The sequence below is a fragment of the Mycobacterium sp. E3305 genome, from assembly GCF_001666785.1.
GTDB lineage: Bacteria > Actinomycetota > Actinomycetes > Mycobacteriales > Mycobacteriaceae > Mycobacterium.
Genome location: NZ_LZJA01000035.1, coordinates 19,732 through 45,953, shown reverse-complemented (window position 1 = coordinate 45,953; position 26,222 = coordinate 19,732). Strand labels below are relative to the sequence as shown.

Annotated in this window: 21 protein-coding genes and 1 pseudogene; 16 read left to right on the top strand and 6 right to left on the bottom strand. The window is 66.3% G+C overall.

What is annotated here, in order from left to right; all coding sequences use genetic code 11:
• Positions 1–2,861: type I polyketide synthase (locus A5701_RS04195; protein ID WP_156669905.1), on the bottom strand; the 2,861-nt coding region annotated here is incomplete at its 3' end.
• 190 nt (positions 2,862–3,051) lie between these two features.
• Positions 3,052–4,818: an NAD(P)/FAD-dependent oxidoreductase gene (locus A5701_RS04190; RefSeq protein WP_156669904.1), complete on the bottom strand. Its 1,767-nt coding sequence runs from the start codon at positions 4,816–4,818 to the stop codon at positions 3,052–3,054.
• Positions 4,819–5,032: 214 nt separating this feature from the next.
• Here A5701_RS04190 and A5701_RS04185 point away from each other — a divergent pair.
• Positions 5,033–6,223 (top strand): annotated as a pseudogene (locus tag A5701_RS04185) (cation:proton antiporter); the annotation flags it as partial.
• A gap of 63 nt (positions 6,224–6,286) precedes the next feature.
• Here A5701_RS04185 and A5701_RS27915 read toward each other — a convergent pair.
• Complete coding sequence (locus tag A5701_RS27915; protein WP_067781972.1) at positions 6,287–7,156, bottom strand: hypothetical protein; 870 nt, start codon at positions 7,154–7,156, stop codon at positions 6,287–6,289.
• Between the two features lie 12 nt (positions 7,157–7,168).
• Positions 7,169–8,398: an acyl-CoA dehydrogenase family protein gene (locus A5701_RS04175; protein WP_067748934.1), complete on the bottom strand. Its 1,230-nt coding sequence runs from the start codon at positions 8,396–8,398 to the stop codon at positions 7,169–7,171.
• 124 nt (positions 8,399–8,522) lie between these two features.
• Between A5701_RS04175 and A5701_RS04170 the strand changes: the two genes are divergently transcribed.
• From A5701_RS04170 to A5701_RS04160, 3 genes are all read left to right on the top strand, one after another.
• Positions 8,523–9,323: an acyl-CoA thioesterase II gene (locus A5701_RS04170; protein WP_067748931.1), complete on the top strand. Its 801-nt coding sequence runs from the start codon at positions 8,523–8,525 to the stop codon at positions 9,321–9,323.
• Between the two features lie 62 nt (positions 9,324–9,385).
• Complete coding sequence (locus tag A5701_RS04165) at positions 9,386–9,910, top strand: nuclear transport factor 2 family protein (protein WP_067748928.1); 525 nt, start codon at positions 9,386–9,388, stop codon at positions 9,908–9,910.
• A gap of 7 nt (positions 9,911–9,917) precedes the next feature.
• A complete protein-coding gene (locus tag A5701_RS04160) occupies positions 9,918–11,018 on the top strand; it encodes an NAD(P)-dependent oxidoreductase (protein WP_067748926.1) in 1,101 nt (366 codons plus the stop codon).
• A 59-nt stretch (positions 11,019–11,077) separates the two neighbouring features.
• Here the strand turns inward: A5701_RS04160 and A5701_RS04155 are convergent, their stop codons facing one another.
• Together A5701_RS04155 and A5701_RS04150 are read right to left on the bottom strand one after the other, a co-directional pair.
• Entirely contained in the window at positions 11,078–12,076 is a 999-nt protein-coding gene (locus tag A5701_RS04155; RefSeq protein WP_231968960.1) for an NAD-dependent epimerase/dehydratase family protein, read from the bottom strand.
• Complete coding sequence (locus A5701_RS04150; RefSeq protein WP_067748920.1) at positions 12,061–13,032, bottom strand: aldo/keto reductase; 972 nt, start codon at positions 13,030–13,032, stop codon at positions 12,061–12,063. Before A5701_RS04150 ends, A5701_RS04155 begins: the two co-directional genes overlap by 16 nt.
• Before the next feature lie 83 nt (positions 13,033–13,115).
• Here A5701_RS04150 and A5701_RS04145 point away from each other — a divergent pair, with 83 nt between their 5' ends.
• The 12 genes from A5701_RS04145 (at position 13,116) to A5701_RS04090 (ending at position 26,220) form a co-directional block, all read left to right on the top strand.
• On the top strand, positions 13,116–14,444 hold the full coding sequence (locus tag A5701_RS04145; RefSeq protein WP_067748917.1) for an acyltransferase: 1,329 nt from the start codon (positions 13,116–13,118) through the stop codon (positions 14,442–14,444).
• Positions 14,445–14,565: 121 nt separating this feature from the next.
• Positions 14,566–14,871, top strand: a complete 306-nt coding sequence (locus A5701_RS04140; protein ID WP_067748915.1) for a hypothetical protein — start codon at positions 14,566–14,568, stop codon at positions 14,869–14,871.
• 156 nt (positions 14,872–15,027) lie between these two features.
• Positions 15,028–15,696, top strand: a complete 669-nt coding sequence (locus tag A5701_RS04135) for a TetR/AcrR family transcriptional regulator (RefSeq protein WP_067748912.1) — start codon at positions 15,028–15,030, stop codon at positions 15,694–15,696.
• 52 nt (positions 15,697–15,748) lie between these two features.
• The gene (locus A5701_RS27910; protein WP_156669903.1) at positions 15,749–15,994 is read left to right on the top strand and encodes a hypothetical protein; all 246 of its coding nucleotides are present in this window, start codon (positions 15,749–15,751) and stop codon (positions 15,992–15,994) included.
• A 465-nt stretch (positions 15,995–16,459) separates the two neighbouring features.
• Positions 16,460–17,173, top strand: coding sequence for an MlaE family ABC transporter permease (locus A5701_RS04125; RefSeq protein ID WP_369804363.1), 714 nt, complete (start codon positions 16,460–16,462; stop codon positions 17,171–17,173).
• 1 nt (position 17,174) lies between these two features.
• Positions 17,175–18,044, top strand: a complete 870-nt coding sequence (locus A5701_RS04120; RefSeq protein WP_067278674.1) for an ABC transporter permease — start codon at positions 17,175–17,177, stop codon at positions 18,042–18,044.
• A gap of 6 nt (positions 18,045–18,050) precedes the next feature.
• Positions 18,051–19,358 (top strand): MCE family protein, encoded by a 1,308-nt coding sequence (locus A5701_RS04115; RefSeq protein ID WP_067748903.1) that lies wholly within the window; start codon positions 18,051–18,053, stop codon positions 19,356–19,358.
• Positions 19,355–20,395 carry a virulence factor Mce family protein gene (locus tag A5701_RS04110; protein WP_067748900.1) on the top strand — a complete coding sequence of 347 codons (1,041 nt, stop codon included), beginning with the start codon at positions 19,355–19,357 and terminating at the stop codon, positions 20,393–20,395. Before A5701_RS04115 ends, A5701_RS04110 begins: the two co-directional genes overlap by 4 nt.
• The gene (locus A5701_RS04105) at positions 20,392–21,951 is read left to right on the top strand and encodes a virulence factor Mce family protein (protein WP_067748897.1); all 1,560 of its coding nucleotides are present in this window, start codon (positions 20,392–20,394) and stop codon (positions 21,949–21,951) included. The genes A5701_RS04110 and A5701_RS04105 overlap by 4 nt, the downstream gene beginning before the upstream one ends.
• A complete protein-coding gene (locus A5701_RS04100) occupies positions 21,948–23,504 on the top strand; it encodes a virulence factor Mce family protein (RefSeq protein WP_067748894.1) in 1,557 nt (518 codons plus the stop codon). Before A5701_RS04105 ends, A5701_RS04100 begins: the two co-directional genes overlap by 4 nt.
• The gene (locus A5701_RS04095; RefSeq protein WP_156669902.1) at positions 23,501–24,670 is read left to right on the top strand and encodes a virulence factor Mce family protein; all 1,170 of its coding nucleotides are present in this window, start codon (positions 23,501–23,503) and stop codon (positions 24,668–24,670) included. The genes A5701_RS04100 and A5701_RS04095 overlap by 4 nt, the downstream gene beginning before the upstream one ends.
• A complete protein-coding gene (locus A5701_RS04090) occupies positions 24,664–26,220 on the top strand; it encodes an MCE family protein (protein WP_067748890.1) in 1,557 nt (518 codons plus the stop codon). The genes A5701_RS04095 and A5701_RS04090 overlap by 7 nt, the downstream gene beginning before the upstream one ends.
• The last annotated feature ends 2 nt before the right edge of the window (positions 26,221–26,222 follow it).

The window sequence follows — 26,222 nt, the reverse complement described above, 5'->3', positions numbered from 1 at the left end:
CCCATGGCAGTCCAAACGGTATTGGAACGAAACGCAGGAAGCCGCGGAGGACCTGCACTACAACCCGGTGCATCCCCTGCTCGGGCAACCGGTGAGCGGCGCGGTGCACCCCACCTGGGAAGCGGAGTTGAGCACCGCGATGTTGCCCTTCCTCGGGGATGCACCGGGTTGTAGTGCAGGTCCTCCGCGGCTTCCTGCGTTTCGTTCCAATACCGTTTGGACTGCCATGGGTACAGCGGAAGCTTCAGCGGCCGCGCCCCGTGCCGGGGGTAGAGAGCCTCCCACCTCACAAGGTGCCCTTCGCAGTGCAGCGCGCCAAGGCAATTCATCAGCGTGCGGCCATCGTCGGCGTCGCGCCGCTGCGTCGGCAAGACCACCACCTCGGCCTTCTGGGCGGAGGCGATCTCGACGATCGACGTCGCGAGGACGGGATGTGGCCCGAGCTCCACGAAATGGGTGTATCCGTCGTCGAGCATTCGGCTCACCGCGGGTTCGAAAAGTACTGTGGCGCGCGTGTTCTGCCACCAGTACGCGTCGCCGGTGGCGTAGCCCTCCAGGCGTTCGCCAGTCACCGTGGAATACAGCGGGATGGTTGCCGGGCCCGAAGACACGCCCTGCAGAGCGCCGAAGAGGTCTTCTTTCACCGCGTCCATGTAGTGCGTGTGATACGGCACCTGCACGTTGAGGAAGCGATTGAAGATCCTGAGCTCGTCGAGTCGGCGGGCGATGCGGCCCAAGGCGTCACCATCGCCTGCGATGGTGACCGCAGACGGACTGTTGACCGCGGCGATGGATACACCCGGCCCGATGGCGTCGACCGCTGGGATTTCCAGCGCCTGCATCAGCGATTCGGCGCCGAGGCCGACAGCGAGCATGCGGCCCAGACCTCTGGTGCGCTGTTGCAGACGACTTCGGTGGTAGATGACGCGGATCGCCTGTTCGAAGGTGAGGACGCCGGCCAGGTAGTGGGCGGCCACCTCGCCGGCGCTGTGCCCCACCACGGCGTCGGGAATGATGCCGAATTCTTTCAGTTGCTCGGCCAGCGCTATCTGGATGGCGAAGTTGGCGGGCTGGGCCACATCCGTCTCCGACATCCGAGAGCCCGTTTCGTCGGCGCGGAGTTCGTCGGTCAAAGACCAATCGGCATAACGGGATAGCTCGCGATCGCTTCGCGCGATGCTGTCGGCGAAGGCGGGATAGGCGTCAAGCAGCCCCCGGCACATCTTCCACCATTGGGGCCCCATCCCGGTGCAGACGAACGCCACCTTCGGCTTGGCCGGCGGCGTCCGGTCGACCGGGCTCTGCCCTTCCGCCAGGGCTCGAAGCTGACTCAGCGCGTCGGCCACACCGTCCGCGACGATCGCGCGGCGATGCGTCAGGTGCGTGCGGCGCCGGCTCAGCGTGTAGCCGAGGTCGTGCAGTGAGATTTCCGGGTGGGCGTCGAGGTGTTCCGCCAGCCGACGGGCCGTCGCGGCTAACGCCTCTTGCGAACGCGCCGAAACCGGCAGCACGGCCAGCGGCAGCTGCGGCGACCGCTTTAGGCCGGCTGGACCGGGAAACGGCGGCTCGGCGAGCACGACGTGAGCGTTGGTGCCGCCGAAGCCAAAGGAGTTGACCCCTGCGACGCGTCGCCCGTTGCCCGGAAACGGACGACCGGTGGCCGGAATTTCGATACCCGAATTCGCAAGCGGTATCGGATCATTGAGGTGCAGGTTCGCCGGGATGTACCCATGTTTGAGCACCAGCGCCGCCTTGATCAATCCGGCGACCCCCGCGCCGGCTTCCAGGTGGCCGATATTGGTCTTGACCGAGCCGATCAGCAGTGGATCGGCCGGTGACCGGTTCGCAGCCAACACACTGCCGAGGGCCCCGGCCTCGACTGGATCGCCGACCGGGGTGCCGGTGCCGTGCGCCTCCACATAGCCGACCTCGTCGGGACGGATACCCGCCCTGCGCAGCGCCGTAATGATGGCCGCCTCCTGGGCCGCGGCGCGGGGCACCGTGATGCCGTCGGTGCGGCCGTCCTGCGACACGGCGGAGCCGAGAATCTGAGCGTAGATTTCGTCACCGTCGGCCACCGCGCGCTCGAGCGGCTTGATGACGACGACGGCGCCGCCTTCTCCCCGCGCGTAGCCGTCGGCGGAACGGTCGAACGCCTTGCAGCGCCCGTCGGGACTGAGGAATCCGCTCTTCGATTCGGCGATGGCGGTGTTCGGCCCGATCATGACATTGACCCCACCGGCCAGCGCGACGTCGCATTCGCCGTTCCAAATGCTCAGCGCCGCAAGGTGTACGGCGACAAGTGAGCTCGAGCACGCCGTGTCGATCGTCATGCTGGGACCCCGGAAATCGAAGGCGAACGAGATCCGGTTGGCCAGCATCGTCATCATCATTCCGGTGGCGGAATGGGCCTTGAATCGGTACCGGCTGGAGCGGCCCCGATTCTGCAGAAGTTGGTAGTCGAGGGTGAAACCGCCGACGAAGACGCCTACCTCGGTTCCCGCGAGGCTGTCCGCGGATATTCCGCCGTCTTCCAGCGCCTCCCACGTCGTCTGCAGCAGGAGGCGTTGCTGCGGATCGATCAGGTGCGCCTCGCGGGGAGAGATTCCGAAGAATTGCGGGTCGAACTGGTCGATTTCGCTGAGGAACCCGCCTCGCCGGGTGACCATCTTGCCGACCTTGGCGGGGTTCGGGTCGTAGTACTTTGCGGCGTTCCACCGGGATTCGGGGACGGTGTCGGTGGCGTCGGTTCCGCTGCAGAGTAAGTGCCAGTAGCTTTCCGGGGTCCGCGCACCGCCTGGGAACTGACAACCGATTCCGACGATCGCCAAGGGTTCACGAGTCCCGGCTGCGGCGCGCATGTTCATCCTTTCGCCCTACGACCGTGCACCGGTCCGCGCCGGATCGCCTTCGAGGAGTGCGATGCGTGCGCATCCCGCGTCCGCTGTGCGGGATACTCCGCGCCCCGGCCCGACCGAGGCGCTGGCCGGCCGCCGGCGAGTTCACTGGCCTCGACCGTGAGAACCGGGTCGTGCGCGAATCGTGTTCGGGTCAACGTGGTTCGAGTACGGGTGCGTCGCCGAGGATCCACGCCCGGCTGATCGGGTTGATTTCCTGCTCGTGGCGGTAGATGGCTCGCAGTTCCCGCAGAAGCGAGTCGCGTTGCCACGCCTGCACCTGCTGCATGACACCGTCTTCGGAGAACCGGTCGCACTTCTCCGAGATCACGGTCTCCACGAGCTGGCCGGCCAGCTGGTGCAAGAGGCGGGCGTTCGCGCGAAACTGCGCGGCGATGTCCGGGCTTTCGCCGATCATCGCGGTGTGCAGGCTGACCATGAAGTTCAACGGTGAGTACAAATCGACGAACCCGGCCGACGGTCGTGCCGTCTCGACCGCGGCCCATTCCCGGAAGAACCTTTGCGTGCGGTTGCTGAGCTTGATCAACCCCTCCAGGTGAGGAACCACCTGTGGATCGTCGGCGACAGTGACGAACCGCCCGTTCCGGTAGAGCAAGCCGACAAAGCCCCAGTAGAAGGCGATGTCCCAAATCACCTTGGCGGACATCACGGCCGGCGAACCCATCAGCGCGTATTGATCGCAGTACACGGCGAGCCACATGTCGGTGAGGGATCGAAACAGCGAGTCGCTGATTCCCGACCGCGCGACGACGTCTTCACCGTCGAGTTCGCGGACAATCATGTCGGTGATGAGGCCGTTGCCGATGGCGACGAGGTCCAGGCCCGACGAGTACAACGGATCGAGGAAGATCCCCGAATCTCCGGTGAGACACCAACGGTCGCGGCCGTCGTAAACCTTCGTGGCGCCGTGACTGTAGTTTTTCATCACCCTGAAGTCCTTGATCAGGTGTTCGTGTTCTGCCAGCACCGCCGCGCATTGCGGCTCGTGCTCGGTGAGCCACGACCGAGCTTTGCTGAGGGTGTTGAAGCGGTCGAACGGGTGGAACGCCGGGTCGGCGACGATGCCGACGCTGGTGGATCCGGACGCGAGCCGGATCAGCCAGACCCAGTAGCCCTCCCCCATCAAGTGATTCGTGGACAGCGCGCGATCACCCTCGACGATGCGGGCCTGCCAGGCCGGATCCTCGCTCCACCGGCCGACGTCTATTTCGGCGGCGACACGCAACCACACCGCATTGCAGTTGTGTTCGTTGGCGCGCCGTAGACCCAGTTGGCGGGCCAGCGCACGATTTCGTCCGGATGAATCCACCACCCAACGCGCCGTCGTTCGGGTGATCGTGTCACCGCTCTGGATGGAAACGGTGTGCGGGTGTCCGCCGGAACCGCACTCGACCGAGACCGCGCGGCCGCGGCGGACGTCGATGCCCGCCGAGTGGCAACGTCGGTAAAGCTCGTTCTCCAGCCTGCCGCGGTCGATCTGGTACGTCACCTGGGGGATGTAGGAGGAACTGCCGAGTTCCAACCGCTCGGCGATATCGGTGTTGCCGCCGTGGGAGAAGAACATTCGCAGGCCCATCTTGCGGATCTGCGACGTCTGCAAGTGCTCGGCCAACCCAATGCGTTCACGGAGGTAGTGGGCGGAAACCTCGACCGTCGATTCGCCGACTGTGTGGGTGATCTCAGGCACTGGGTGGGAGGTGGGCGAGATGACGGCGATGCGGGTCTGGGGCCTGGCGGTTTGGATCTCCAGCGCCAGGGTCAGCCCCGCCGCACCACCTCCGACGATGGTGACGTCGTGATCGGAGCCGACCTTGTCGGCATCCAACAGGCCCTTGATCCTTCGCGCCAGCGTCTCGCGCGCCTCGGGGCTCAACTGCGACAGCTGCGCGCGCACGTCCACACGTCCACCTCTTGCAAAGCCAGGGAGATTAAGTTACTTAATAGTTAAGTACGTTACACGAAATGAGGACTCTCGCAAGCCTGCAAGCCCACGGCGTCGAGGTGGCGGGACGCTGGCGGCATTGCGGCCAGATGCGCTGCGGCAAAGCCGATCTCAACCGTTCGTCGCGCTTGGCGCCCTGATCAAGCCGACCACAGACACTCAGGACGTCATCATGCCGGCAGCAACCGCCGTACATTTCTTCCTCGAACTTGCCGTCATCCTCGGAACATGCCGGTTCGTCGGGCTGGTTGCGCAACGCTTGGGGCAACCCCAAGTCGTGGGCGAGATGATTGCCGGCGTACTTTTGGGCCCCTCGCTGCTGGGCCGGCTCGCGCCCGGCGTGCAGCACGATCTCTTTCCGCCCGGGCAGGCGAACACGGTGCTCTACACCGCGGCGCAGATCGGCCTGGTCTTGTACATGTTCCTCGTCGGCCTCAGCTTCGACGCCAACCTCGTCAAACACCGCGCCGGCACCGCGGCGGCGGTGTCGGCCGCGGGCATCCTCGCGCCGCTTGCCCTGGGTGCGCTTGTCGCCCTGCCCCTGCTGAACAGTGGCGTGCTGTTCGGAAAAGGCGTCTCGCTCGCCTTGGCGATGATGTTCCTGGGCGCGTCGATCGCAACCACCGCGTTTCCAATGCTGGCCCGAATCATTTTCGAACAACGGCTTTCCGGAACGCCTCTAGGTACGCTCGCCCTGATCTGCGGCGCGATCGACGATGCGCTCTCCTGGTGCATCCTCGCCGTCGTGCTCGCCATCCATCGAGGCAATCCCACCACAGCCGCCACGGCGATAGCCGGTGGCATTCTTTACACGGCGCTGCTCCTGACCGTCGGGCGGAAAGCGCTGGCCGCCCTCGGCGCGAGATCCGAGCGCCGCAACGCGGTCAGCACATCCACGTTCAGCACCGTCCTCGTGTTGCTCATGACGTGCGCATGGTTCACCGACGCGATCGGCATCTACGCGATATTCGGCGCATTCGTCCTGGGCGCGGCAATGCCGTCCGGCTTCTTCGCCCACCAACTCACCGCCAGGCTCGAGCCGTTGGTGACCACGTTGTTGCTGCCGCTGTTCTTCGTCTACTCGGGGCTGAATACCCAGATCGGCCTGGTGAACAGCCCGAAACTGTGGGCGGTGACGGTGGGAATGCTCCTGCTGTCGATCTTTGGCAAGGGCGTTTCGTGCGCGGTGGTCGCGTGGCTCAGGAAAGTCCCTTTTCGTGAGGCCGTTGCGCTGGGTTCCTTGATGAACGCCCGCGGATTGATCGAACTCATTCTGCTCAACATCGGGCTCCAGGCCGGCATCATCACCCCGACGCTCTTCAGCATCCTCGTTCTGGTTGCCGTGGTCACGACCCTGATGGCCACGCCGATATTCGAGTTCGTTTATGGGCGGCACCGGGCAGGCGAGGCGTCCCCCACCGGCCGGTCAAGAATCCAGGACGTCGAAGACCGCCGCAGCGGAGGTGACGGCCTTGTCCGCGTTCCCCTCGTCGTGCAGCAGCATGCGCACGCCGACGCGGCCGGGGGCGCCGCGGTGGGCGACCCCCTCGACCCGGAAGGGACCCACCTTGCCGCGCGACATGAACATGACGTGCCAGCTGACCACCTGGAGCTTTCGGGTCCCCGCGACGCCGGCGGCGAGGTCGATCGCCGCGGTTTCTAGGACGACGTGCTGCGGGCCGATGTGCAGCGCGGCGTCCGGCGAAGCGAGTTCGGTGCTGAGCTCGGGCAGCACCCAATGGCCATCGTCCCGCCTGCTGGCCCCGAAGGCCTGCCACAGCGGCGGCAGGTCCGGCGAGTCCTCGATCTCCAATTCCGTACCCGAAACGTCCATCCGGCCCAGGCCTTCCGGCGGAATGCCGATGATCGCTCCCTGCCCCTCGTTAAAGGCGATCACCCGATCCGGATTGTCGGCGTCGACGATCTTGCACCGCCCGTAACCCATGGTGCGGCCCTGGTGCACGATGCCCGAACCCACGATCTCGACCCGCCTGACGTCGTAGCCCGGGTCGATGATCTGCACCGACGCGATGACCGGATTGGGCACCGCGACCATGTCCGTCTGGCATCCTTCGGGGGACGAGATGGCCAACGGCGCCACCATGATTCCACCGGCCTCGTTGCGCATGTCACGGCGAATGGTGACGGTGTCGTCGACCTCACCGATGTCCATCGAGGAGTGTTTGCGGCCGATGTAGCGGTAGCTGAGCAGACCCGTCCAGCGCCGATACAGCTCGTCCCGGTATGCCTCGGAGTCTCCCGCCAACTCCCGGATGTCACGAAGCTGGTCGCTCAATTCCGGCCTCCTTCAAGCTTTTCCGTGCCGCACCTGGTTGAACGGCACGCCACGGTCGGCGGCGTACTCGCGCGGGAAATTCAGGACCCGCTCCCCGATCACGTTGCGTGCCATCTCCGTGGTCCCGCCACCGATGCTGGCAATCTGGCGGCCCAGGTAGCGCGTGCCGATGTCGAGCAAACCCGTCCCGTCGTCGATAACGGCCGCCGGTCCGGCGACGGCCAGCGCGGTGTCGACTTCGACGTCGTGCACCTCGGCCATGTAGAGCCGGATGATCGATCCCGCGGCGGGCGGCAGCGAACCGCCGGCCACGGCGTGGAAGACGTGCTCGCTGAGTTGTCCATGCACCGCCCTGTGCACCAAAGCTCGCCCGACCATTTCCCGGACACGTTCGTTGCCGGCTTGTTTCGCCTTCTCGACCACCGACAGCAGGTCGACGGAGACATCCTCGGCCTCGGCGATTCCCGGCCCGCTGGTGTACTCCGACCCGTCGCCCATGCTGCGACGTTCGTGGTAGAGCTGGCGCGACGCGACGTCCCATCCCTTACCCGGCTCACCGACGACGGCGTCGTCACCGACGTCGACGTCGTCGAAGAACTCCTCGCAGAATTCGACCGAGCCGTTGACCTGCTTGATGCGGTTGATGATGACGCCGGGATGCCGAAGCGGCACCAGGAACATCGTCAGCCCTTCGTGTTTGGGCGCGTTCCAGTCCGTCCGGGCCAGGCACAGCCCATAGTCCGCGGCGAATGCCCACGTGCTCCATGTCTTGGCGCCGTTGATGATCCATCGTCCGTCCCTGCGGTCGGCACGGGTGAGGACGCCCGCAAGATCCGATCCCCCGCTGGGTTCCGACAGCAACTGCACCAGCACTTCGTCGCCGCGAAGCGCGGCGGCTATGTGGGTGCGCTTCTGTTCCTCGCTGCCCATGTCGAGGATCGTCGCGCAGCAGATGGCGAAGGACGGGACGTTGAGCATGAGCGGCGTCTCGTAGGCCAGGGCCTCGGCGTCGAACGCCTTCTTGTATTCGTAGCCCAACCCGAGGCCGCCGCACTCGCGCGGGAAGCAGATGCCGGCGAATCCGCCGTCGTACAGCTTCCTCTGCAATTCACGCGCGCGGCGCCACGAAGCCAGCTCGTCGCGCTGCAGGGCCATTGCGTCTTCGGAATCAAGCCGAGGGAGGTTTCCGGCCAGCCAGGCCCTGGCCCGGCTCCGGAATTCTGCGACCGACTCGGAAGTCACCGGATGGCCTCTCATTCGAGCGTCGACCTTGTGCTGGGCGACTGTACAGCAGCGGAGCCGAGGCAGTCGAGACCCCGCCCTCGGCGCCGCGTCGCGTCCCCCGCCGGTAGTCTGCGGACGACTCATGACGCACCCCTTCGACGACGCCATCCGGCTGCAAACCATCGACGCCGACACCAGGCGCGGCCGGACCCATCCGGAATGGGCCAATATGGTGGGGCCCTTCGGTGGCATCACCGCCGCGACGATGCTGCACGCGATCGAATCGCACCCCGAGCGCATCGGCGAACCGTTGGCTTTGACGGTCAACTACGCCGCCCCCATCGCCGACGGCGACTTCGACATCTCACTGCGGGCCGCGCGCACCAACCGCAGCAACCAGCACTGGATCGCCGAACTCGGCCAGGATGGAGACGTCAAGACAACGGTGACCGCGTTGTTCGCTCTGCGCCGCGACAGCTGGGGCGACACGGAAAGCCGCCCGCCGAGCGCACCGGACCCGGAGCAGGTTCCGCCCACCGATCCCGGCATCGTTCGATGGACCAGCCTTTACGACATGCGGTATGTCGAGGGACAAATTCCCAGGGAGGACGGGCAACCGAGCGAATCCTCGACGACCACACTGTGGGTGCGTGACGGCGCCCACCGCCCCGTCGACTACCCGGCGCTGGCGGCCCTGAGCGACGTCTTCTATCCGCGCGTGTTCCTGCGCCGCGGCAACGTCATCCCGTCGGGGACCATCTCGTTGACGACATATTTCCACGCCGACCAGCACCAACTCGACCATTTGGGAGACGACTTCGTCCTGTGCACCGCCCACGCCAACCGCTTCTCCCGGGGCTACTTCGACCAGAGCGCGCAGGTATGGACGCGGGAGGGCACGCTGCTGGCGACCACGCATCAGGTCGTCTACTTCAAGGGCTGACAGGTTTACACTTCGCCAGTGAAACGTCACGCAGGGGCGCACACCGAAGGAATAGAGCCGCTATGACACAGCGCGCGCACGACGCGATCGCCGACGCGGCCACACTGCTGGACATCGAATCGATCAAGCAGCTCAAGGCTCGCTATTGCCGATACCTCGACAACAAGGACTGGGCGGCGTGGCGAACCGTCTTCACCGATGACTTCGTCAGCGACACCGCCGAGGCGGGCGGCAAGGTCATCGAGGGCGCGGACGAGTTCGTGTCGTTCACCCGCAAGGCCCTCGGGCGGCCGGCCCAGGCCACGGCGCACCAGGTGCACGCCCCCGAAATCACGCTCACTTCGGCGACCACCGCCCGCGGGGTGTGGGCGGTGCAAGACGTCGTCCGATTCGGAGCAGGCGTGACCTTGGTGGGGTACGGCCACTACCACGAGACCTATGAGAACGTCGACGGTCAGTGGTTTATCAAGAGCTCCAAGCTAACTCGCGTGCGAGAGGATATCGTCACCCCAGTATTCTCGATCTACGTCTCCGAGCGAATCCGACGCGCGATCGGCAGAGCCGCCAATCGACTGATGGGACAATGACAAAGCCATGACTGCCTCTACCGTTTTGGTCACCGGCGCGTTCGGACAAGTCGGCAAGCGTTGCACTCAGATCCTGCTCGAGCGGGGACGCACCGTCATCGCAATGGATCTGCGCAACGACAACACCGTCGCCGTCGAACGCGAGCTGGCCGCCGGCGGGTACCCCGGCACGCTCATTGCGGCCTACACCGATCTGCTGGACGCCGAGGCGGTGCGCGGGCTCGCCGCGACTCATCGGCCCGACGCGGTCGTCCACCTCGCCGCGGTCGTGTCCCCGCTGTCGTATCGCAAGCCCGCGTTGGCCCGCAAGGTAAACGTCGGTGGCACCGAGAATCTCTTGGCGGCCTGCGCCGCGCTCCCCCGGCCGCCGCTGTTCCTGATGGCGTCCAGCGCCGCGGTCTACGGATCGCGCAACCCCTACCGCCAGCCGGAGCGGATCACCCCTGATACCCCCGTGAACCCCATCGACCAATACGGTCAGGACAAGGTCCTCGCCGAGGCGGCGATCCGCGACAGTGGCCTGCCGTACGCGCTGTTCCGCCTGGGCGGGGTCATCTCGCCGGATACCCACACCACGGTCAACAGCGACTCGCTGCTGCTGATGCGGTCGATGCCCGGCGACAACCGCATGCACGCCGTGGACGCGCGCGATGTGGCGCTCGCTTTCGCCAACGGCGTCGACCGTGAGTCGGCGATCGCGGGCAAGGTGATCCTGATCGGCGGCAACGAGACCTACGTGCTCACCCAGCGCGACCTCGAGGACGGACTCATGGACGCCGTCGGCCTGGGTGGCCTGGGCCCGTCCGCCAGCCTGCCCGGCGACCCCACCGACGACCGCGGCTGGAGCTTCACCGGCTGGTACGACACCACCGAAGCGCAGGCGCTGCTGAACTTTCAGGAGCACGACTGGTCCGACACCCTGGCGTGGATCGCCCAAACACAGGGGCGCCTGCGGACCGTCGTGCGACTGCTGAGCCCCGTATTGCGCCCGGTACTGCGCACCGTCCTGATGGTGCAGCGCCGGCTCGAGGGGCGTGGACCATACGCCGACCCGTGGTCGCTGATCGAAAAGAAATACGGGACCGCCGCGCTGGCCGGCGTCGACTAGCTACCCGGCCGGGCGCTGCGGGTATCTCCCCGCTTGCGGGGACGGGTCGCCACCGCGTATCACTTCAGGGACGCGAAGAAGACGGCGGCCTTGCGAATCGAGTCCTCGACGGGTCCGGGCGTCCACCCGAGCTCGCGTTCGGCCTTGCCGTGGTCGAGCGGGGACATCAATTCGGCCATGCGGATTCCGACGTAGGCGAACGGCAGGTCCCGGCCCAGCAGCGCCGCCGCCGCGTCGTTGACCCGCGCACCGGCGCGCAGCACGGACATCGGGATACCGATGCGCGGCGGGCGCCTGCCGACGGCCGTGGCCGCGATCTCATGCAGCTCCCGGACGCTCATGTAGCGGTCGGAGACGATGTAGCGCTCGCCGTTGCGTCCGCGCTCCGCTGCGAGAAGCATTGCCCTTGCGGCGTCTTCGATGCCCACCACCTCGGCCGAGTAGCCGAAATAGAACGGAAACCTTCCGGTCGCGACGAGGGCAAGCAAGGAGCCGTGTGGGGTCGGCGCCCAGTCGCCGGGCCCATAGGTGGTGGATACGCACATCGCCACGGCGGGCAATCCCTTGTCCCGCGCGTACGACAGCAGCAGGTCTTCCCCGGCCACCCGCGCCTCGATATACGGGCCGCCCTGATCCCAGTTGTGCGGATCGTCCTCGGTGACTGGCTTACCGTTACTGATCGCCAAAGTGCCTGTGGTGCTGGTGTAGACGAACCTCTTGAGGTCGGCGCCCAGCGCCGCGTCGAGGACGTGTCGCAGCCCCTCGACGTTGGTGCGGAACAGCTGCGCCGGGTCCCGCAGCCACATCCGGGCGTCGACGACGCAGTAGTAGACGACGTCACACCCGGCCATGGCCGCGGCCAGCGCCCGGTCGTCGAAGACATCCCCGTAGCAGCGCTCGACATCGAGATCGTCGATTCCCTTGGTAGAGCTGGTGCGCCGCAACATCACTCGCACGTCGGCGCCGGCGGCGACGAGCTGCCGGGTGACATGCGAGCCCAGGAAGCCGCTCGCCCCGATCACCAGTTTCTTGGCGACGCCCACTAACGGTCGATCCACTTCATCTGCGCCTCGGCGTGATGGCCCCCGATGGCCGGGGTCAGCCGGTCGAGCCGGGACAGCTGGTCGGCGGTCAGTTCGACGGCGTCCGCACCGACGTTCTCTTCGAGGCGCGCCACGCGCTTCGTCCCCGGAATCGGCACGATGTCGCGGCCTTTCGCCAACAGCCAGGCGAGGGCCACCTGAGCGGGAGTGGCCCCGACATCGGCGCTGATGCTGCGCAATTCGTCCGCGCTGTTCAAGTTGTGCTGAAAGTTCTCGTCGAAGAAACGCGGATTGGTCTTGCGGTAGTCGCTGTCCGGCAACCCCTCGGTGGAGCGAATGGCGCCGGTGAGGAAGCCGCGCCCCAACGGCGAGTAGGCGACGAACCCGATCCCCAGTTCGCGCAGCAGCGGCAAGATCTCGTCTTCCTGGTCGCGTGTCCACAACGAATATTCGGATTGCACGGCGGTGACCGGATGAACCGCGTGCGCGCGCCGAATGGTCATCACGCCGACCTCCGAAAGGCCGATGTACCTAATCTTCCCGGCGGCGACCAACTCCGCCAACGCCCCGACGGTGTCTTCGATCGGGGTCTCCCGGTCGAGGCGGTGCTGATAGTAGAGATCGATGCGATCGGTTCCGAGCCTCTGCAGCGAACCGTCCACCGCGATGCGAATGTTGGCGGGGCTGCTGTCCAGCCCGCCGCGCCCCGTGTGGGAGATCATCCCGAACTTCGTCGCCAACACCACCTGATCCCGCCGGCCCTGCAGCGCGCGGGCGAGCAGTTCTTCGTTGACATACGGGCCGTAGACCTCGGCGGTGTCGATCAGCGTGACGCCCAGATCGATGGCGCGCTGAACGGTACGGATCGACTCGGCATCATCGGTGCCTGCGCCTGCGTACGCCACGGACATCCCCATCGCGCCCAGGCCCAGGCGGCCGACTTCCAGGTCGGCGAGGCGAGCTTGTTTCATGGGGTCATTGTGCGCCCGGCGACTTCACGGGACGGGGCGGGTACCGTTGCGCGAGTGCACCGCATCGATCTCGCCGCGATCCGATGGACGACGTAGAAACCGCGCGACCGGCCCGCAATCTCGCGGTCGACTACTACCGCGCCTCGGGCGTGGTCCTCATCGTGCTGGGCCACTGGCTGGCCGGTTCGGTGACTTACCACGATGGGCAATTCGGCCGCGAGAACCCGCTGCTCGACATGCCATGGACGCAATGGCTGACATGGATTTTCCAGGCGGTTCCGGTGTTCTTCTTCGTGGCCGGCTATGCCGGGGCCGTGTCGTGGGCTCACCGCCGCGACGCCGAGAGCTTCTCGCGCCAGGCCTGGATCCGGCATCGACTCGCTCGGGTGCTCGGACCGACCACGGTCTATGTCGCACTGATTTCGGCGATCGTGGTGGTCCTGCGGGCCCGGCATTTGCCCGGCACCGTGATGGAATACGCGGGTTGGGCGGTGGCCATGCACCTGTGGTTCCTCGCGGTGTACGTGCTCGTCGTGTCACTGACGCCGATTGCCGTTGCGGCGCATAGGCGTTGGGGCCTCGTGGTCCCGCTGGTACTGGCCGCGGGAGTCGTGCTGGTCGACGCCGTCTCGCTCGCGGGCCACGTCCCCTATATCGGCACGCTGAACTATCTGCTGTGCTGGGGCCTGCTCTACCAGCTCGGGATCGCCTGGCAGGGTGGCCTGTTGGCCGGCCGCCGGCCGATGCTGCTCGCTGCCGCCTCGGCCGTCGCTCTGATGCTGCTGATCCGGGTGGGGCCGTATCCGGTGAGCATGATCGGCGTTCCTGGCGAAGCGATCGAGAACACGACGCCGCCGACGGTGGCGATGATGGCCTTCGGGTGCACGCAAGCGGGGCTGGCCATGGCATTGGCGCCGGCACTGGACCGGATCCTGCACCACCGCTCGGTGCAGCGGGTGTTGTCCACCGCCAACGCCAACGTGATGGCCCTTTACCTATGGCACATGGTTCCGGTTGTCATCGTCGCGATCGTCGCCTATCCGGCAGGGCTGATCCCGCAACCGCACGAGGGTTCGGTGGCGTGGTGGCTCGTCCGGCTGGAGTGGATCACGATACTCAGCGTGGTGACCGCGGCCGAACTGATGCTGCTGTGGTGGCAGCGGCGGGTCTTCGCGGTTCCGCTGCCCACGTTCGGGCTGCCGCTCGGTGACCGCTTTGCCGAGGCGATCATGCTGACCGGCACCGTCCTGGCCGCCGCCGGGCTGCATCTGTTGGCGCAGGGCGGCTTCGCACCGAACGGGCGATTCTCCTGGCCGACCGCCGCCCTGTTCGCCGCCGGGGTCGTGTTGGTGGCGGTGCGACCCAAAACCCGAGACACGGTCCCCTCGGGTAAGCGACTTACGGCCCCTTGAGATGGGCCCTAGTGCCCTGGTCGCCTTCCTGATCGGAGAGAAACGTTTCCGCCAAGGCTCGGAGTATCCAAGCAGTTGAGCCTAGGCTACAGGGAGACATCCTCGCTAAGGGAGTACACAGATGTCACACGCCACGCTCCACACCAGCCAGGTCCCTCAGCAGCGCGCGCAGGACGCCGAGCTACTACGGAAGTCGGGGGTGCACAAGCTCGTCGTCGCCGATCGCGACGGCAACTGCTTGGCGTTCCTATTGGCCTGGGACAGCTTCGACTACGACGCCGAGACGGACACCTATGTGTGCGTCGTCGATAGCGATGGCAGAGATCTCATGACCGTGTATACCGCCGGTGAAATCAAACCGGCGTCCAAGGCGAACACCTATGTCGTGACCGCACCCGACAGGTTGAATGGCCACAGGGCGGTGTAGCCGCCCCGAACCAAGCGGGTTCTGACGCGCCACGCTTTCGGCTGACGGACGCGTCGCACGATGTCTGCCGCCCCGGTGGCGCGGCTCGGGGGATCTTGACATCGTCAAGCTTATGATGGACCGTTCGTACGGTTAGTTAGAGCCGAAGGGTGCACGATGCCTCGACCTGGTCGGCGTGGCGAGATCTTCGACGCGTTTGTCCGCTATGTCGCCGAACGCGGCTACGACAGAACGAATATGGGCGACATCGCCGACGAGCTTGGCATGTCGAAGGGCACCATCGTTCATCACTTCGGCACCAAGGCACAGATGTTGCGGGAGCTCGAGGAAACCCACCTCGCCCGACAACTCGATGCGGTGCAGATGGCATGGTCCCGGCTCGGTACACCGCAGGAACGCATCGCCGCAATCATTTACACCTCCGCGCTGCTCCAGGTGGTCGCCCGTGAGGCGACGGTGGCAAGCCAGCGCGAGGTGGTCCAGTTGTCCGACGACCCGGCGATGCAGCAAGTCCGGAAGCTGCGGAACCAATTGCAAAGCTTGGCGATTGAGGAGATCCGCAGCGGAATCGACGGCGGGGTCTTCCGAGCCGTCGACATCGAACTGGCGGCATTGCAGCTGTGGGGATCGCTCGAGTGGATGTGGGTGTGGTTCGGCCCCGCCGATTCCCGCAGCCCGGAACAGGTAGGGGCCGCGTTCGTCGACGTGTTCCTCGGCGGGTTACTGCTCGATCGGCTCGGGCTCGGCAAGTGGGCAAGCCCCTCCGCCGACGTCGTCTCGGTGGTGCGTGAATGCCTCGCCGCCGTCACGGGTCCGGCCGCCTAGCCTCCAACACCATTGCGCGGGGCCGTAATTGGCCCTACCGAGGCTCCGCTTGATGCGCCGCGTCAGCGTTGGCCGACGCTCGTTCGAACGGGAAAAGCACCGAAAAGCCCTGCCGAATACTGTACGCGCGGTCGGTTTCCGTGCGCAGGCTTTTCTCAAAAGAAAGGCCGACGATGTGGCGCCAGGCGTACCGACTACCGCCAAAACCCCTGTAAATCACCAAAAAGACGTCAACACGGCGCTGGCCACCCCCGAATTACTCGCGCGGCGAATACTCGCCGCCGCCGGCGGTTATTGACTGACCGTACGGTCTAATGCCATAGTGATGCGTGGCGCAAACTAGGGCGGCATGGAGCCGAAGGGTGGGATCTCAGAGTGTCGATCGGGAGGATCACCGGGTCGACTCGCGTCGGGAGTCAGCCCGCGCGGTACGCCACCGATGGGGGCCACCGCTCTTGCGGCAAGACCCGCGGCGAAGGAATCAGGAATCCGGCCCCGTCCCGCCTCACTCGAAACACTCTGTAGTGCAGCGCTTTGCACTGGTTGGCCGCGCGGCGGACCGCCCCGCCAACCAGGATCACGATCACCAACGCGATGACCGTCCCGCGACTACCCATCGCCCGCTTGACGAAGCGGCGGAACCGAAAGCCCTCGTTGCGCGGTCGCGTTCGGGACGGCACGCATGACCACCTCCCACCTGACCGCCAGCAAATTGAGCAGTCGGATTCGGCCCGGGACGGAAGTGGCCGGTGGATTCTTCCGCATGTGCGTGCTGACCGGGAAAGCGCTGAGACAGCCGTTCGAATGGCGCGAGTTCATCTGGAACGGCTGGTTTCTCATGCGGGTATCGCTGCTGCCCACCATCGCCGTGTCCATCCCGGAAACCGTGCTGCTCATCTTCACGCTGAACCTGCTGCTGGCGGAGATCGGCGCCGCCGACGTGTCGGGGGCCGGTGCCGCGATCGGCGCGGTCACCCAGCTCGGCCCGATCGTGACGGTGCTCGTGGTCGCCGGCGCGGGCGGCACCGCCATCTGCGCGGACCTCGGCGCGCGCACCATCCGCGAGGAGATAGACGCGCTCGAGGTGCTCGGCATCGACCCGATCCACCGCCTGGTGGTGCCCCGGGTCGTCGCCTCCACACTTGTCGCGGTGCTGCTCAACGGCCTCGTGGTCGCCGTCGGCCTCGGGGGCGGCTACCTGTTCAGCGTCTACCTGCAGAACGTCTCGAGCGGCGCCTACCTCTCCACGTTGACGGCGCTCACCGGCCTGCCCGAGGTGGTGATCGCGTTCATCAAAGCCGCGACGTTTGGACTGATCGCCGGCCTGGTCGGCTGCTACCGCGGGCTGATCGTCCGCGGCGGATCCAAGGGCCTCGGGACCGCCGTGAACGAGACGGTGGTGCTCTGCTTCATCGCGCTGTTCGCGGTCAACGCGGCGCTGACCACCATCGGCGTCCGGTTCGGGACGGGGCGCTGACATGTCCACGGCTGCCGCCCTCCGCGTCCGCTTCCCGCGGACGAGCGCATTCGTCATCCGTTACGGGGACGTCCCGTCTCGCCCGCTGGTCGAGATCGGGCAGATGGTCTGGTTCGCACTGAGCGCCGTCGGGCAGATCCCCTTCGCCGTACACCGCTACCGCAAAGAGCTGCTCCGCATGGTTGCCCAGATGGGGATGGGCACCGGCGCGATGGCGGTGGTCGGTGGCACCGCCGCCATCGTCGGCTTCATCACCTTGTCGGCGGGTTCACTCGTCGCCATTCAGGGCTACGCGACGCTGGGCAACATCGGTGTCGAGGCGTTCACCGGGTTCTTGGCCGCCCTGGTCAATGTGCGGTTCGTGGCGCCGGTGGCCGCCGGTCAGGCGCTGGCCGCCACGGTCGGCGCGGGTGCCACGGCCGAATTGGGCGCCATGCGCATCAGCGAGGAAATCGACGCGCTCGAGGTGATGAGCATCCGGTCGGTCCCCTTTCTGGCGTCCACCCGGGTGGTGGCGGGTCTGATCGTCATCGTCCCGCTCTACGGGTTGGCGATGACCATGGCGTTCCTGTCCCAGCAGGTCACCACCGTGTTGTTGTACGGGCAGTCCATCGGCACGTACAACCACTACTTCCACACGTTCCTGCGCCTCAACGACGTCGGCTGGTCGTTCGCGGAGGTCATCCTGGTCGCGGTGGTCGTGATGACCACCCACTGCTACTACGGCTACACCGCCACCGGCGGGCCGGTCGGCGTCGGCGAAGCGGTCGGCCGCTCGATGCGGTTGTCGTTGATCACCATCGTCGTGGTGGTCGTGCTGACCGCGATGGCGGTCTACGGCAAGACCCCCAACTTCAACCTCACCGTGTAGCCGCCCATGACGACCCCGGTGAAAGAGAACCCGCAACGCATTCCGCCGTACCGGACGACGGCGCTGGCGTTCCTGATTGTCTCCGCGGTGGTGTTGGGGTTCGTGTGGTTGCAGTTTCGGGGCCAGCTCACGCCGACGACGCGCTTGACGATGTTGGCCCCCCGGGCGGGCTTGGTGATGGATCCGGGTTCGAAGGTCACCTACAACGGCGTGGAGATCGGCCGGGTGGCCAGCATTTCGGAGATCGAGCGTGACGGCATACCGGCCGCCAAGTTCGTCTTGAACGTCAATCCGAAGTGGATCGAGCTGATTCCGGCCAACGTGGACGCCAATATCAAGGCGACCACGGTTTTCGGTAACAAGTACGTGTCGTTGACCTCGCCGAAAAAGCCGACGCCACAACGCATCACGTCGCAGCACGTGATCGATGCCAGGTCGGTGACAACGGAGTTCAACACCCTGTTCGAGACGCTCACCTCGATAACGGAGAAGCTGGATCCGGTCAAGCTCAACCTGACGCTGGCTGCAGCCGCGCAGGCGTTGACCGGGTTGGGCGACAAATTCGGGCAATCGATCGTCAACGCCAACGCCATCCTCGACGACATCAACCCGCAAATGCCGCAGATCCGGCATGACATTCAACAGCTCGGCGCCCTGGGCGACGTCTACGCCAAAGCCGCGCCGGATCTGCTCGACTCCCTCAACAACGCGGTGGTTACGGCGCGCACCCTGCACCGGCAGGAGGCCGATCTGGATTCTGCGTTGTTGTCCGCGGCGGGGCTGGGCAACACCGGCGAAGACATCTTCAAGCGCGGCGGGCCCTACCTGCAGCGCGGCGCCGCCGATCTGGTGCCCACCGCCCAGCTGTTCGACACCTACAGCCCCGAGATCTTCTGCACCATCCGCAACTACTACGACGAGGAACCGGCGGCCTATGCCACCACCGGCGGCGGCAACGGCTATGCGCTGAGAACCATGACCGAGCTGACCTCAGGGCTGGGCGGCATGTTGACGCTCCCGGGGTTGGCCGGCACCGCGGCCACGATGGGGCTCCTGACCCTGGCCGGGCTGGTGGGCGGGGCGCCGAATCCCTTTGTGTACCCGGACAACCTGCCCCGCGTGAACGCCCGCGGCGGGCCGGGCGGTGCGCCCGGTTGCTGGCAGGCCATCACCCATGACCTGTGGCCGGCGCCGAGTCTGGTGGTCGATACCGGCGCCAGCCTCGCGCCCTACAACCATCTGGAAACCGGCTCACCGTACGCCATCGAGTACGTCTGGGGCCGCCAAGTCGGGGACAACACGATCAACCCATGAAAATCACCGGCTCCGCCATCAAGCTCGGCATCGTCTCACTGGTGCTGCTGCTGATCACCGTGTCGATCGTCGTGGTGTTCGCCCAGATGCGCTTCAACAGCACCAACAGCTATTCCGCGGAGTTCAAGAACGCCACCGGGCTCAAGAACGGCCAGTTCGTCCGCGCCGCCGGGGTCGAGATCGGCAAGGTCAAAGCGGTGCGGCTGATCGACGGCGGCCAGCGGGTGATGGTGGACTTCAACGTCGACCGGTCCATACCGCTCTACCAGACGACGACCGCACAGATCCGCTATCTCAATCTGTTCGCCGACCGCTACCTGGAGCTCAAGCGCGGCGAGGGTGACGGCAGCGATCGGATCCTGCCGCCGGGCGGATTCATCCCCCTGTCCCGAACAGCGCCCGCACTCGACCTCGACGCCCTGATCGGTGGATTCAAGCCGCTGTTCAGGGCGCTCGATCCGGAAAAGGTCAACACCATCGCGTCGGCCATCATCACGGTGTTCCAGGGTCAGGGCGGCACCATCAACGACATCCTGGATCAGACCGCGCAGCTGACCGCGCACATCGCTGAACGCGACCAGGCGATCGGTGAGGTGATCAAGAACCTGAACGTCGTGCTCGACACAACGGTCAGGCATCGCAAGGAGTTCGACCAGACCGTCGACAACTTCGAAAGACTGATCACCGGCCTGCAAAACCACGCCGACCCGCTGGCGGCCGGGACCGCGAACATCAGCAACGCCGCCGGCACGGTGGCCGACCTCCTCGCCGACAACCGCGCGCTGCTGCACAAGGCCATCAACTACCTGCAGGCTCTGCAGCAGCCGCTCGTCGACCAACGTGATCAACTCGGCGACCTGATTCACAAGACGCCGACCGCGCTCAATCTCATCGGACGCAGCATCGGCCTCTACGGGGACTGGGTGAACTTCTACCTGTGCGACCTCAGCATCAGGTGGAACGGGTTGCAGCCCGGTGGCCCGGTCCGCACGGTCCGGATCTGGCAGCAGCCCACCGGTAGGTGCACGCCGCAATGAGAACGCTGACGGAATTCAACCGCAACCGGGTCGGCCTGATGGGCATCACCGTGCTGGTGCTGGTCGTCGCCGTCGGCCAAAGCTTCACCAGCATCCCGATGATGTTCGCCAGCCCGAGCTATTACGGACAGTTCACCGACACCGGTCAACTCAACAAGGGCGATAAGGTGCGCATCTCCGGCGTGAACGTCGGCAAGGTGGAGGCGTTCGATATCGACGGCGACCATGTCCGCATCAAGTTCAATATCGGCGCCAACACCATCGGCAGCGAGAGCCGGCTCGCGATCAAGACCGACACCATCCTCGGCAAGAAGGTACTCGAGATCGAGCCGCGCGGAACGCAGACGTTGCGGCCGGGGGCCGTGTTACCGCTGGGCCAGAGCACCACCCCGTATCAGCTCTACGACGCCGCCTTCGACGTCACCAAGGCCGCCACCGGGTGGGACATCGACACCGTCAAGCAGTCGCTGAATGTGTTGTCGCAGACGATCGATCAGACCTATCCGCATCTGAGTGCCACGCTCGAGGGTTTGACCAGATTCTCCGACACCATCGGCAAACGCGACGACCAGATCAAGCACCTACTCGCTCAGGCCCATCAGGTCGCCAGCGTGCTCGGTGACCGCAGCGAACAGATCAACCGGCTGCTGGTCAACGCGAAGACACTCCTGGTCGCGTTCAACGAGCGCAGCCGCGCCATCGGCGCGCTGCTGCAGAACGTTTCCGCTTTCTCGGCCCAGGTGCAGGGATTCATCAACGACAACCCGAATCTGAACCCCGTGCTGGAGCAGTTGCGCGCGATCAGCGACGTGCTGGTGGCGCGTAAGGATGACCTCGCCCAAACCCTCACGTACGTCAGCCAATTCGCCGCCTCCCTGGGTGAATCGGTCGCGTCGGGACCGTACTTCAAGATTGTCCTGTCCAACCTGCTGCCGTATTGGATCTTGCAACCGTTCGTCGACGCCGCGTTCAAGAAGCGCGGCATCGATCCGGAGGACTTCTGGCGCAGCGCCGGGCTTCCCGAGTTCCGGTGGCCGGACCCCAATGGCACCCGGTTCCCCAACGGCGCGCCGCCGCCCGCGCCCCCGGTGCTGGAAGGCACCCCGGACCATCCGGGACCGGCGGTGCCGCCGGGAACGGCCTGCTCGTACACGCCACCGGCCGACGCGCTGCCGCGACCGTGGAACCCGTTGCCCTGCGCGGGTGTTGACGTCGGCGCCTTCGGCGGCAGTTTCCCGGCACCGATCGACGTCGCGGCGTCACCGCCGAACCCGAACGGCCTGCCACCGACGCCGGGAATCCCGATCGCCGCGCGGCCCGGCGACCCGCCTCCCGACGTGCCCGGCGTACCGGTGCCACTGCCCACCCAAGCCCCGCCGGGCGCGCGCACCGAGAACCTGCAACCCGCAGGCCCCGCCCCGCCACCGTCGGCGTTCGCTCCAGGACTCCCGCCGGGGCCGGCGGCGCCCCCGGGACCCGGACAGCAGTTGCCGGCGCCGTTCATCAACCCCGGCGGCACGGGCGGCAGCGGTATCACCGGAGGTAACCAGAATTGAGTAGCGTCTTCGGTATCGGCAAACCGCAGCGCCGGACGGTCGTCGGGGCGGTGGTGGTGCTGCTGGCCCTCGTCGCAGGGATCGTCGGCTGGCGGCTCTATCAGAAGTTGACCACCAACACCGTAATCGCTTACCTCCCAACGGCGAACGCGCTCTATTCCGGGGACAAGGTCCAGATCATGGGCGTGCGCGTCGGCTCAGTCGACAAGATCGAGCCAGCCGGCGACAAGATGAAGGTGACGTTCCACTACGACAACAAATACAAGGTGCCCGCCAACGCGTCCGCCGTAGTCGTCAACCCAACCCTGGTGGCGTCGCGGAGCATTCAGCTGGAGCCCCCCTACAAAGGTGGCCCGGTGATGGGCAACAACGCGGTGATCCCGATCGAGCGCACGCAGATGCCGACGGAGTGGGACGAACTGCGCGAAAGCGTCGCCAACATCATCTCCAAACTCGGCCCGACGCCCGAGCAACCCAAGGGCCCGTTCGGTGAGGCCATCGAGTCGTTCGCGGACGGATTGTCCGGCAAGGGCAAGCAGATCAACACCACACTGAACAGCCTGTCGCGGTCGCTCACCGCGCTGAACGAGGGCCGGGGCGACTTCTTCGCGGTGGTGCGCAGCCTGGCGCAGTTCGTCAACGCGTTGCACAAAGACGACCAGCAATTCGTCGCGCTGAACAAGAACCTCGCCCAGTTCACCGACGAGTTGACCGGGTCCGACCGCGACCTGTCCAACGCTATCCAGCAGTTCGACAGCCTACTCTCAACGCTGCGCCCGTTCTTGGACAAGAACCGCGAGGTGCTCGCCCATGACATCGGCAACCTCGACAGCCTGACCACCACGCTGGTCCAGCCCGACCCGCTGAACGGGTTGGAGACCGCCCTGCACGTCCTGCCGACGCTGGAGACGAATCTCAGCCAGATCTACCACCCGTCCCACGGCGCCGTCATGTCCATCCCGGCTATCCCGAACTTCGCCAACCCAATGCAGTTCATGTGCAGCATGATTCAGGCCGGCAGCCGGCTGGGCTACCAGGAATCCGCCGAACTGTGCGCCCAATACCTGGCGCCGATCCTCGATGCGATCAAGTTCAATTACCTGCCGTTCGGGCTGAACCTGTTCAGCACCGCCGAGGTGCTGCCCAAGGAAGTCGCCTACTCCGAACCCCGGCTGCAACCGCCCAACGGGTACAAAGACACCACGGTGCCCGGGATCTGGGTGCCCGACACTCCGTTCTCGCACCGCAACACCCAGCCCGGCTGGGTCGCCGCGCCGGGCATGCAAGGCACCCAGGTGGGGCCGGTCACCGGGGGCCTGATGACCCCCGAATCGCTGGCCGAACTCCTGGGCGGCCCCGGCGGCCCACCCCCTCCCCCGGGCTTGCAGACGCCGCCGGGGCCGCCGAACGCCTATGACGAGAACCCCGTCGTGCCACCGATCGGCCTGCGTGCGCCGCAGGTGCCGATCCCGCCACCGCCCCCGGGGCCGGGCGTGGTCCCGGGTCCGGTCGCGCCGACACCGGCGGCCGCCGCTACGGGAGCCGGATCATGATGCGCACCTTGGCTATTCGGGTCCGCCACCTGGGCTGGAAGGCGCTTGCTGTGTTGACCGCCGCGACGGTGCTTACCTCGTGCGCGAAGTGGCACGGAATCGCCAACGTACCGATGCCCGGCGGTCCGGGCTCCGGGCCCGGCTCCTACACCGTGTATGTCCAGATGCCCGACACGCTGGCCCTCAACGACAACAGCCGGGTGCGGGTGGCGGATGTCTTCGTCGGCACGGTGCGCGCGATCGAACTCAAGAACTGGGTCGCGACGCTGACACTGCGGCTGGGCAAGAACGTCAAGCTGCCCAGGAACGCCACCGCCAAGATCGGCCAGACCAGCCTGCTGGGTTCCCAGCACGTTGAGCTGGCGGCGCCGCCCAACCCCTCCCCGGAGCCGCTGCGGGACGGTGACACCATCCCGCTGAAAAACGCGTCCACCTATCCCACCACCGAGCAGACGCTGGCCAGCCTCGCCATCGTGCTGCACGGAGGCGGCATCCCGAACCTCGAAGTGCTGCAGAACGAGGTCTACAACATCCTCAACGGGCGGGCCGACCAGATCCGCGCCTTCCTGGGCAAGCTGGACACCTTCACCGCCCGGCTCGACGAGCAGCGCGCCGACATCACCCGGGCCATCGATTCCACCAACCGGCTGCTGGCGTACGTGGGTCCCCGCTCCGATGTGTTGGACCGGGTCCTCACCGAATTCCCGCCACTGCTCAAGCATTTCGCCGACAAACAGAATCTTCTGATCAACGCCGTCGACGCGACGGGACGGCTCAGCGGAGTCGCCGACCAATACCTGTCGGCCGCGCGTGGCGACATCCACCAGGACCTGCAGTCGCTGCAGTGCCCGCTGCGCGAGCTCGGCCGGGCGGCGCCGTACCTCATCCGCGCCCTCAAGCTGATCCTCGTGCGGCCGTTCGACATCGACGCCGTGCCCAAGGCGTTCCGCGGTGACTACTTCAACCTGTCGCTGACGCTCGACCTGACCATGAGCGCCGTCGACAACGCGGTCCTCACCGGGACCGGATTCTCCGGGGCGCTGCGCGCGCTCGAGCAATCGTGGGGCCGCGACCCCGAAACGATGATTCCCGACGTCCGGTACACGCCGAACCCCAACGATGTTCCGGGTGGCCCCCTGGTCGAAAGGGCGGACAGGCAATGCTGACCCGCTTCATCAAGCGCCAGCTGGTCGCGTTCACCATCCTGACCGCGATCACGGCGGTCGCGCTGGGCTGGTACTACTTGCAGATTCCCAGCGCGGCGGGAATCGGCCAGTACACGCTGAGGGCGGACCTGCCCGCGTCGGGTGGGCTGTACAAGACCTCCAACGTCACCTATCGCGGCGAAACCATCGGCACGGTCACCGCCGTCGAGCCGACCGCGACGGGCGCGCGGGTGACCATGAGCATCGGCGACCGCTACCGGATACCGATTGACGCGTCGGCGAACGTGCATTCGGTGTCGGCGGTCGGTGAGCAATACCTGGACCTGGTGTCGACGGGCAATCCGAGCCAGTACTTCTCGCCCGGCCAGACGATCACGAAGGGGACCATCCCCACCGAGATCGGGCCCGCGCTGGACGCGGCCAACCGCGGGCTGGCCGTGCTGCCGAAGGACAAGATCGCCTCGCTGCTCGACGAAACCGCCCAAGCCGTAGGCGGATTGGGCCCCGCGCTGCAACGCCTGGTCGACGCGACGCAGGCCATCGCCGGCGACTTCAAGACCAACATCTCCGACATCAACGACATCGTCCAGAACTCCGGGCCCGTCATCGACAGTCAGGTCAACTCCGGCGACTCGATCGAGCGGTGGTCACACAATCTGAACATCCTGGCCGCCCAGAGCGCGGAAAACGACCGGCACGTGCAGAGCATCCTGACCCAGGCGGCCCCGACCGCCGATCAGGTCAACGAGGTGTTCGGCGACGTCCGCGAGTCGCTGCCGCAGACCCTGGCGAATCTCGAGATCGTGCTGGACATGCTCAAGCGCTACCACAAGGGCGTCGAGCAACTCCTGGTCGCCTACCCGCAGGGCGCCTCGGAGGGCCAAACCGTGACGTCGGCCTTCCCGGGGTATGCGTCGCTCGGCACCTCGCTGACGATCAACCAGCCCCCGCCGTGTCTGACCGGGTTCCTCCCGGCGGCCGAGTGGCGGTCTCCCGCGGACACCAGCCTCGCGCCGATGCCGTCCGGAACCTATTGCAAGATCCCGCAGGACACCCCCGCGAACGCCGTGCGCGGCGCACGCAACCTTCCATGCGTCGACGTCCCGGGTAAACGCGCCGCGACGCCACGGGAGTGCCGCGATTCCAAACCGTACGTGCCGTTGGGCACCAACCCGTGGTACGGCGACCCCAACCAGATCGTCACCTGTCCTGCGCCGGCCGCGCGTTGCGACCAGCCCGTGAAACCGGGGCTCGTGATGCCCGCGCCGTCGGTCAACAACGGCCTCAATCCGGCGCCCTCCGACCGGGTGGCGGGGACGCCGCCGCCGACCAGCGATCCGCTGCAACGGCCGGGATCGGGCACCGTCGAATGCAATGGGCAGCAACCGAACCCGTGCGTGTACACGCCCGCCGGCCCTCCCCCGGCGGTGTACCTCCCGCAGAGCGGCGAACTGGTGGGGCCCGATGGCGTCAAGTACGCGGTCGAAAACTCGAACAAGACCGGAGACGACGGCTGGCAGGACATGCTGGCGCCGTCGACCGGCCGATAGAG

Bases quoted from the DNA above. Each gene is read 5' to 3' on its own strand.
- A5701_RS04160 (WP_067748926.1), top strand. From the start codon at position 9,918: ATGACTGCCTCTACCGTTTTGGTCACCGGCGCGTTCGGACAAGTCGGC.
- A5701_RS04170 (WP_067748931.1), top strand. From the start codon at position 8,523: ATGACGCACCCCTTCGACGACGCCATCCGGCTGCAAACCATCGACGCC.
- A5701_RS04150 (WP_067748920.1), bottom strand. From the start codon at position 13,032: ATGAAACAAGCTCGCCTCGCCGACCTGGAAGTCGGCCGCCTGGGCCTG.
- A5701_RS04090 (WP_067748890.1), top strand. From the start codon at position 24,664: ATGCTGACCCGCTTCATCAAGCGCCAGCTGGTCGCGTTCACCATCCTG.
- A5701_RS04095 (WP_156669902.1), top strand. From the start codon at position 23,501: ATGATGCGCACCTTGGCTATTCGGGTCCGCCACCTGGGCTGGAAGGCG.
- A5701_RS27910 (WP_156669903.1), top strand. From the start codon at position 15,749: ATGCGCCGCGTCAGCGTTGGCCGACGCTCGTTCGAACGGGAAAAGCAC.
- A5701_RS04125 (WP_369804363.1), top strand. From the start codon at position 16,460: ATGTGCGTGCTGACCGGGAAAGCGCTGAGACAGCCGTTCGAATGGCGC.
- A5701_RS04110 (WP_067748900.1), top strand. From the start codon at position 19,355: ATGAAAATCACCGGCTCCGCCATCAAGCTCGGCATCGTCTCACTGGTG.
- A5701_RS04145 (WP_067748917.1), top strand. From the start codon at position 13,116: ATGGACGACGTAGAAACCGCGCGACCGGCCCGCAATCTCGCGGTCGAC.
- A5701_RS04140 (WP_067748915.1), top strand. From the start codon at position 14,566: ATGTCACACGCCACGCTCCACACCAGCCAGGTCCCTCAGCAGCGCGCG.
- A5701_RS04105 (WP_067748897.1), top strand. From the start codon at position 20,392: ATGAGAACGCTGACGGAATTCAACCGCAACCGGGTCGGCCTGATGGGC.
- A5701_RS04165 (WP_067748928.1), top strand. From the start codon at position 9,386: ATGACACAGCGCGCGCACGACGCGATCGCCGACGCGGCCACACTGCTG.
- A5701_RS04115 (WP_067748903.1), top strand. From the start codon at position 18,051: ATGACGACCCCGGTGAAAGAGAACCCGCAACGCATTCCGCCGTACCGG.
- A5701_RS04120 (WP_067278674.1), top strand. From the start codon at position 17,175: ATGTCCACGGCTGCCGCCCTCCGCGTCCGCTTCCCGCGGACGAGCGCA.
- A5701_RS04135 (WP_067748912.1), top strand. From the start codon at position 15,028: ATGCCTCGACCTGGTCGGCGTGGCGAGATCTTCGACGCGTTTGTCCGC.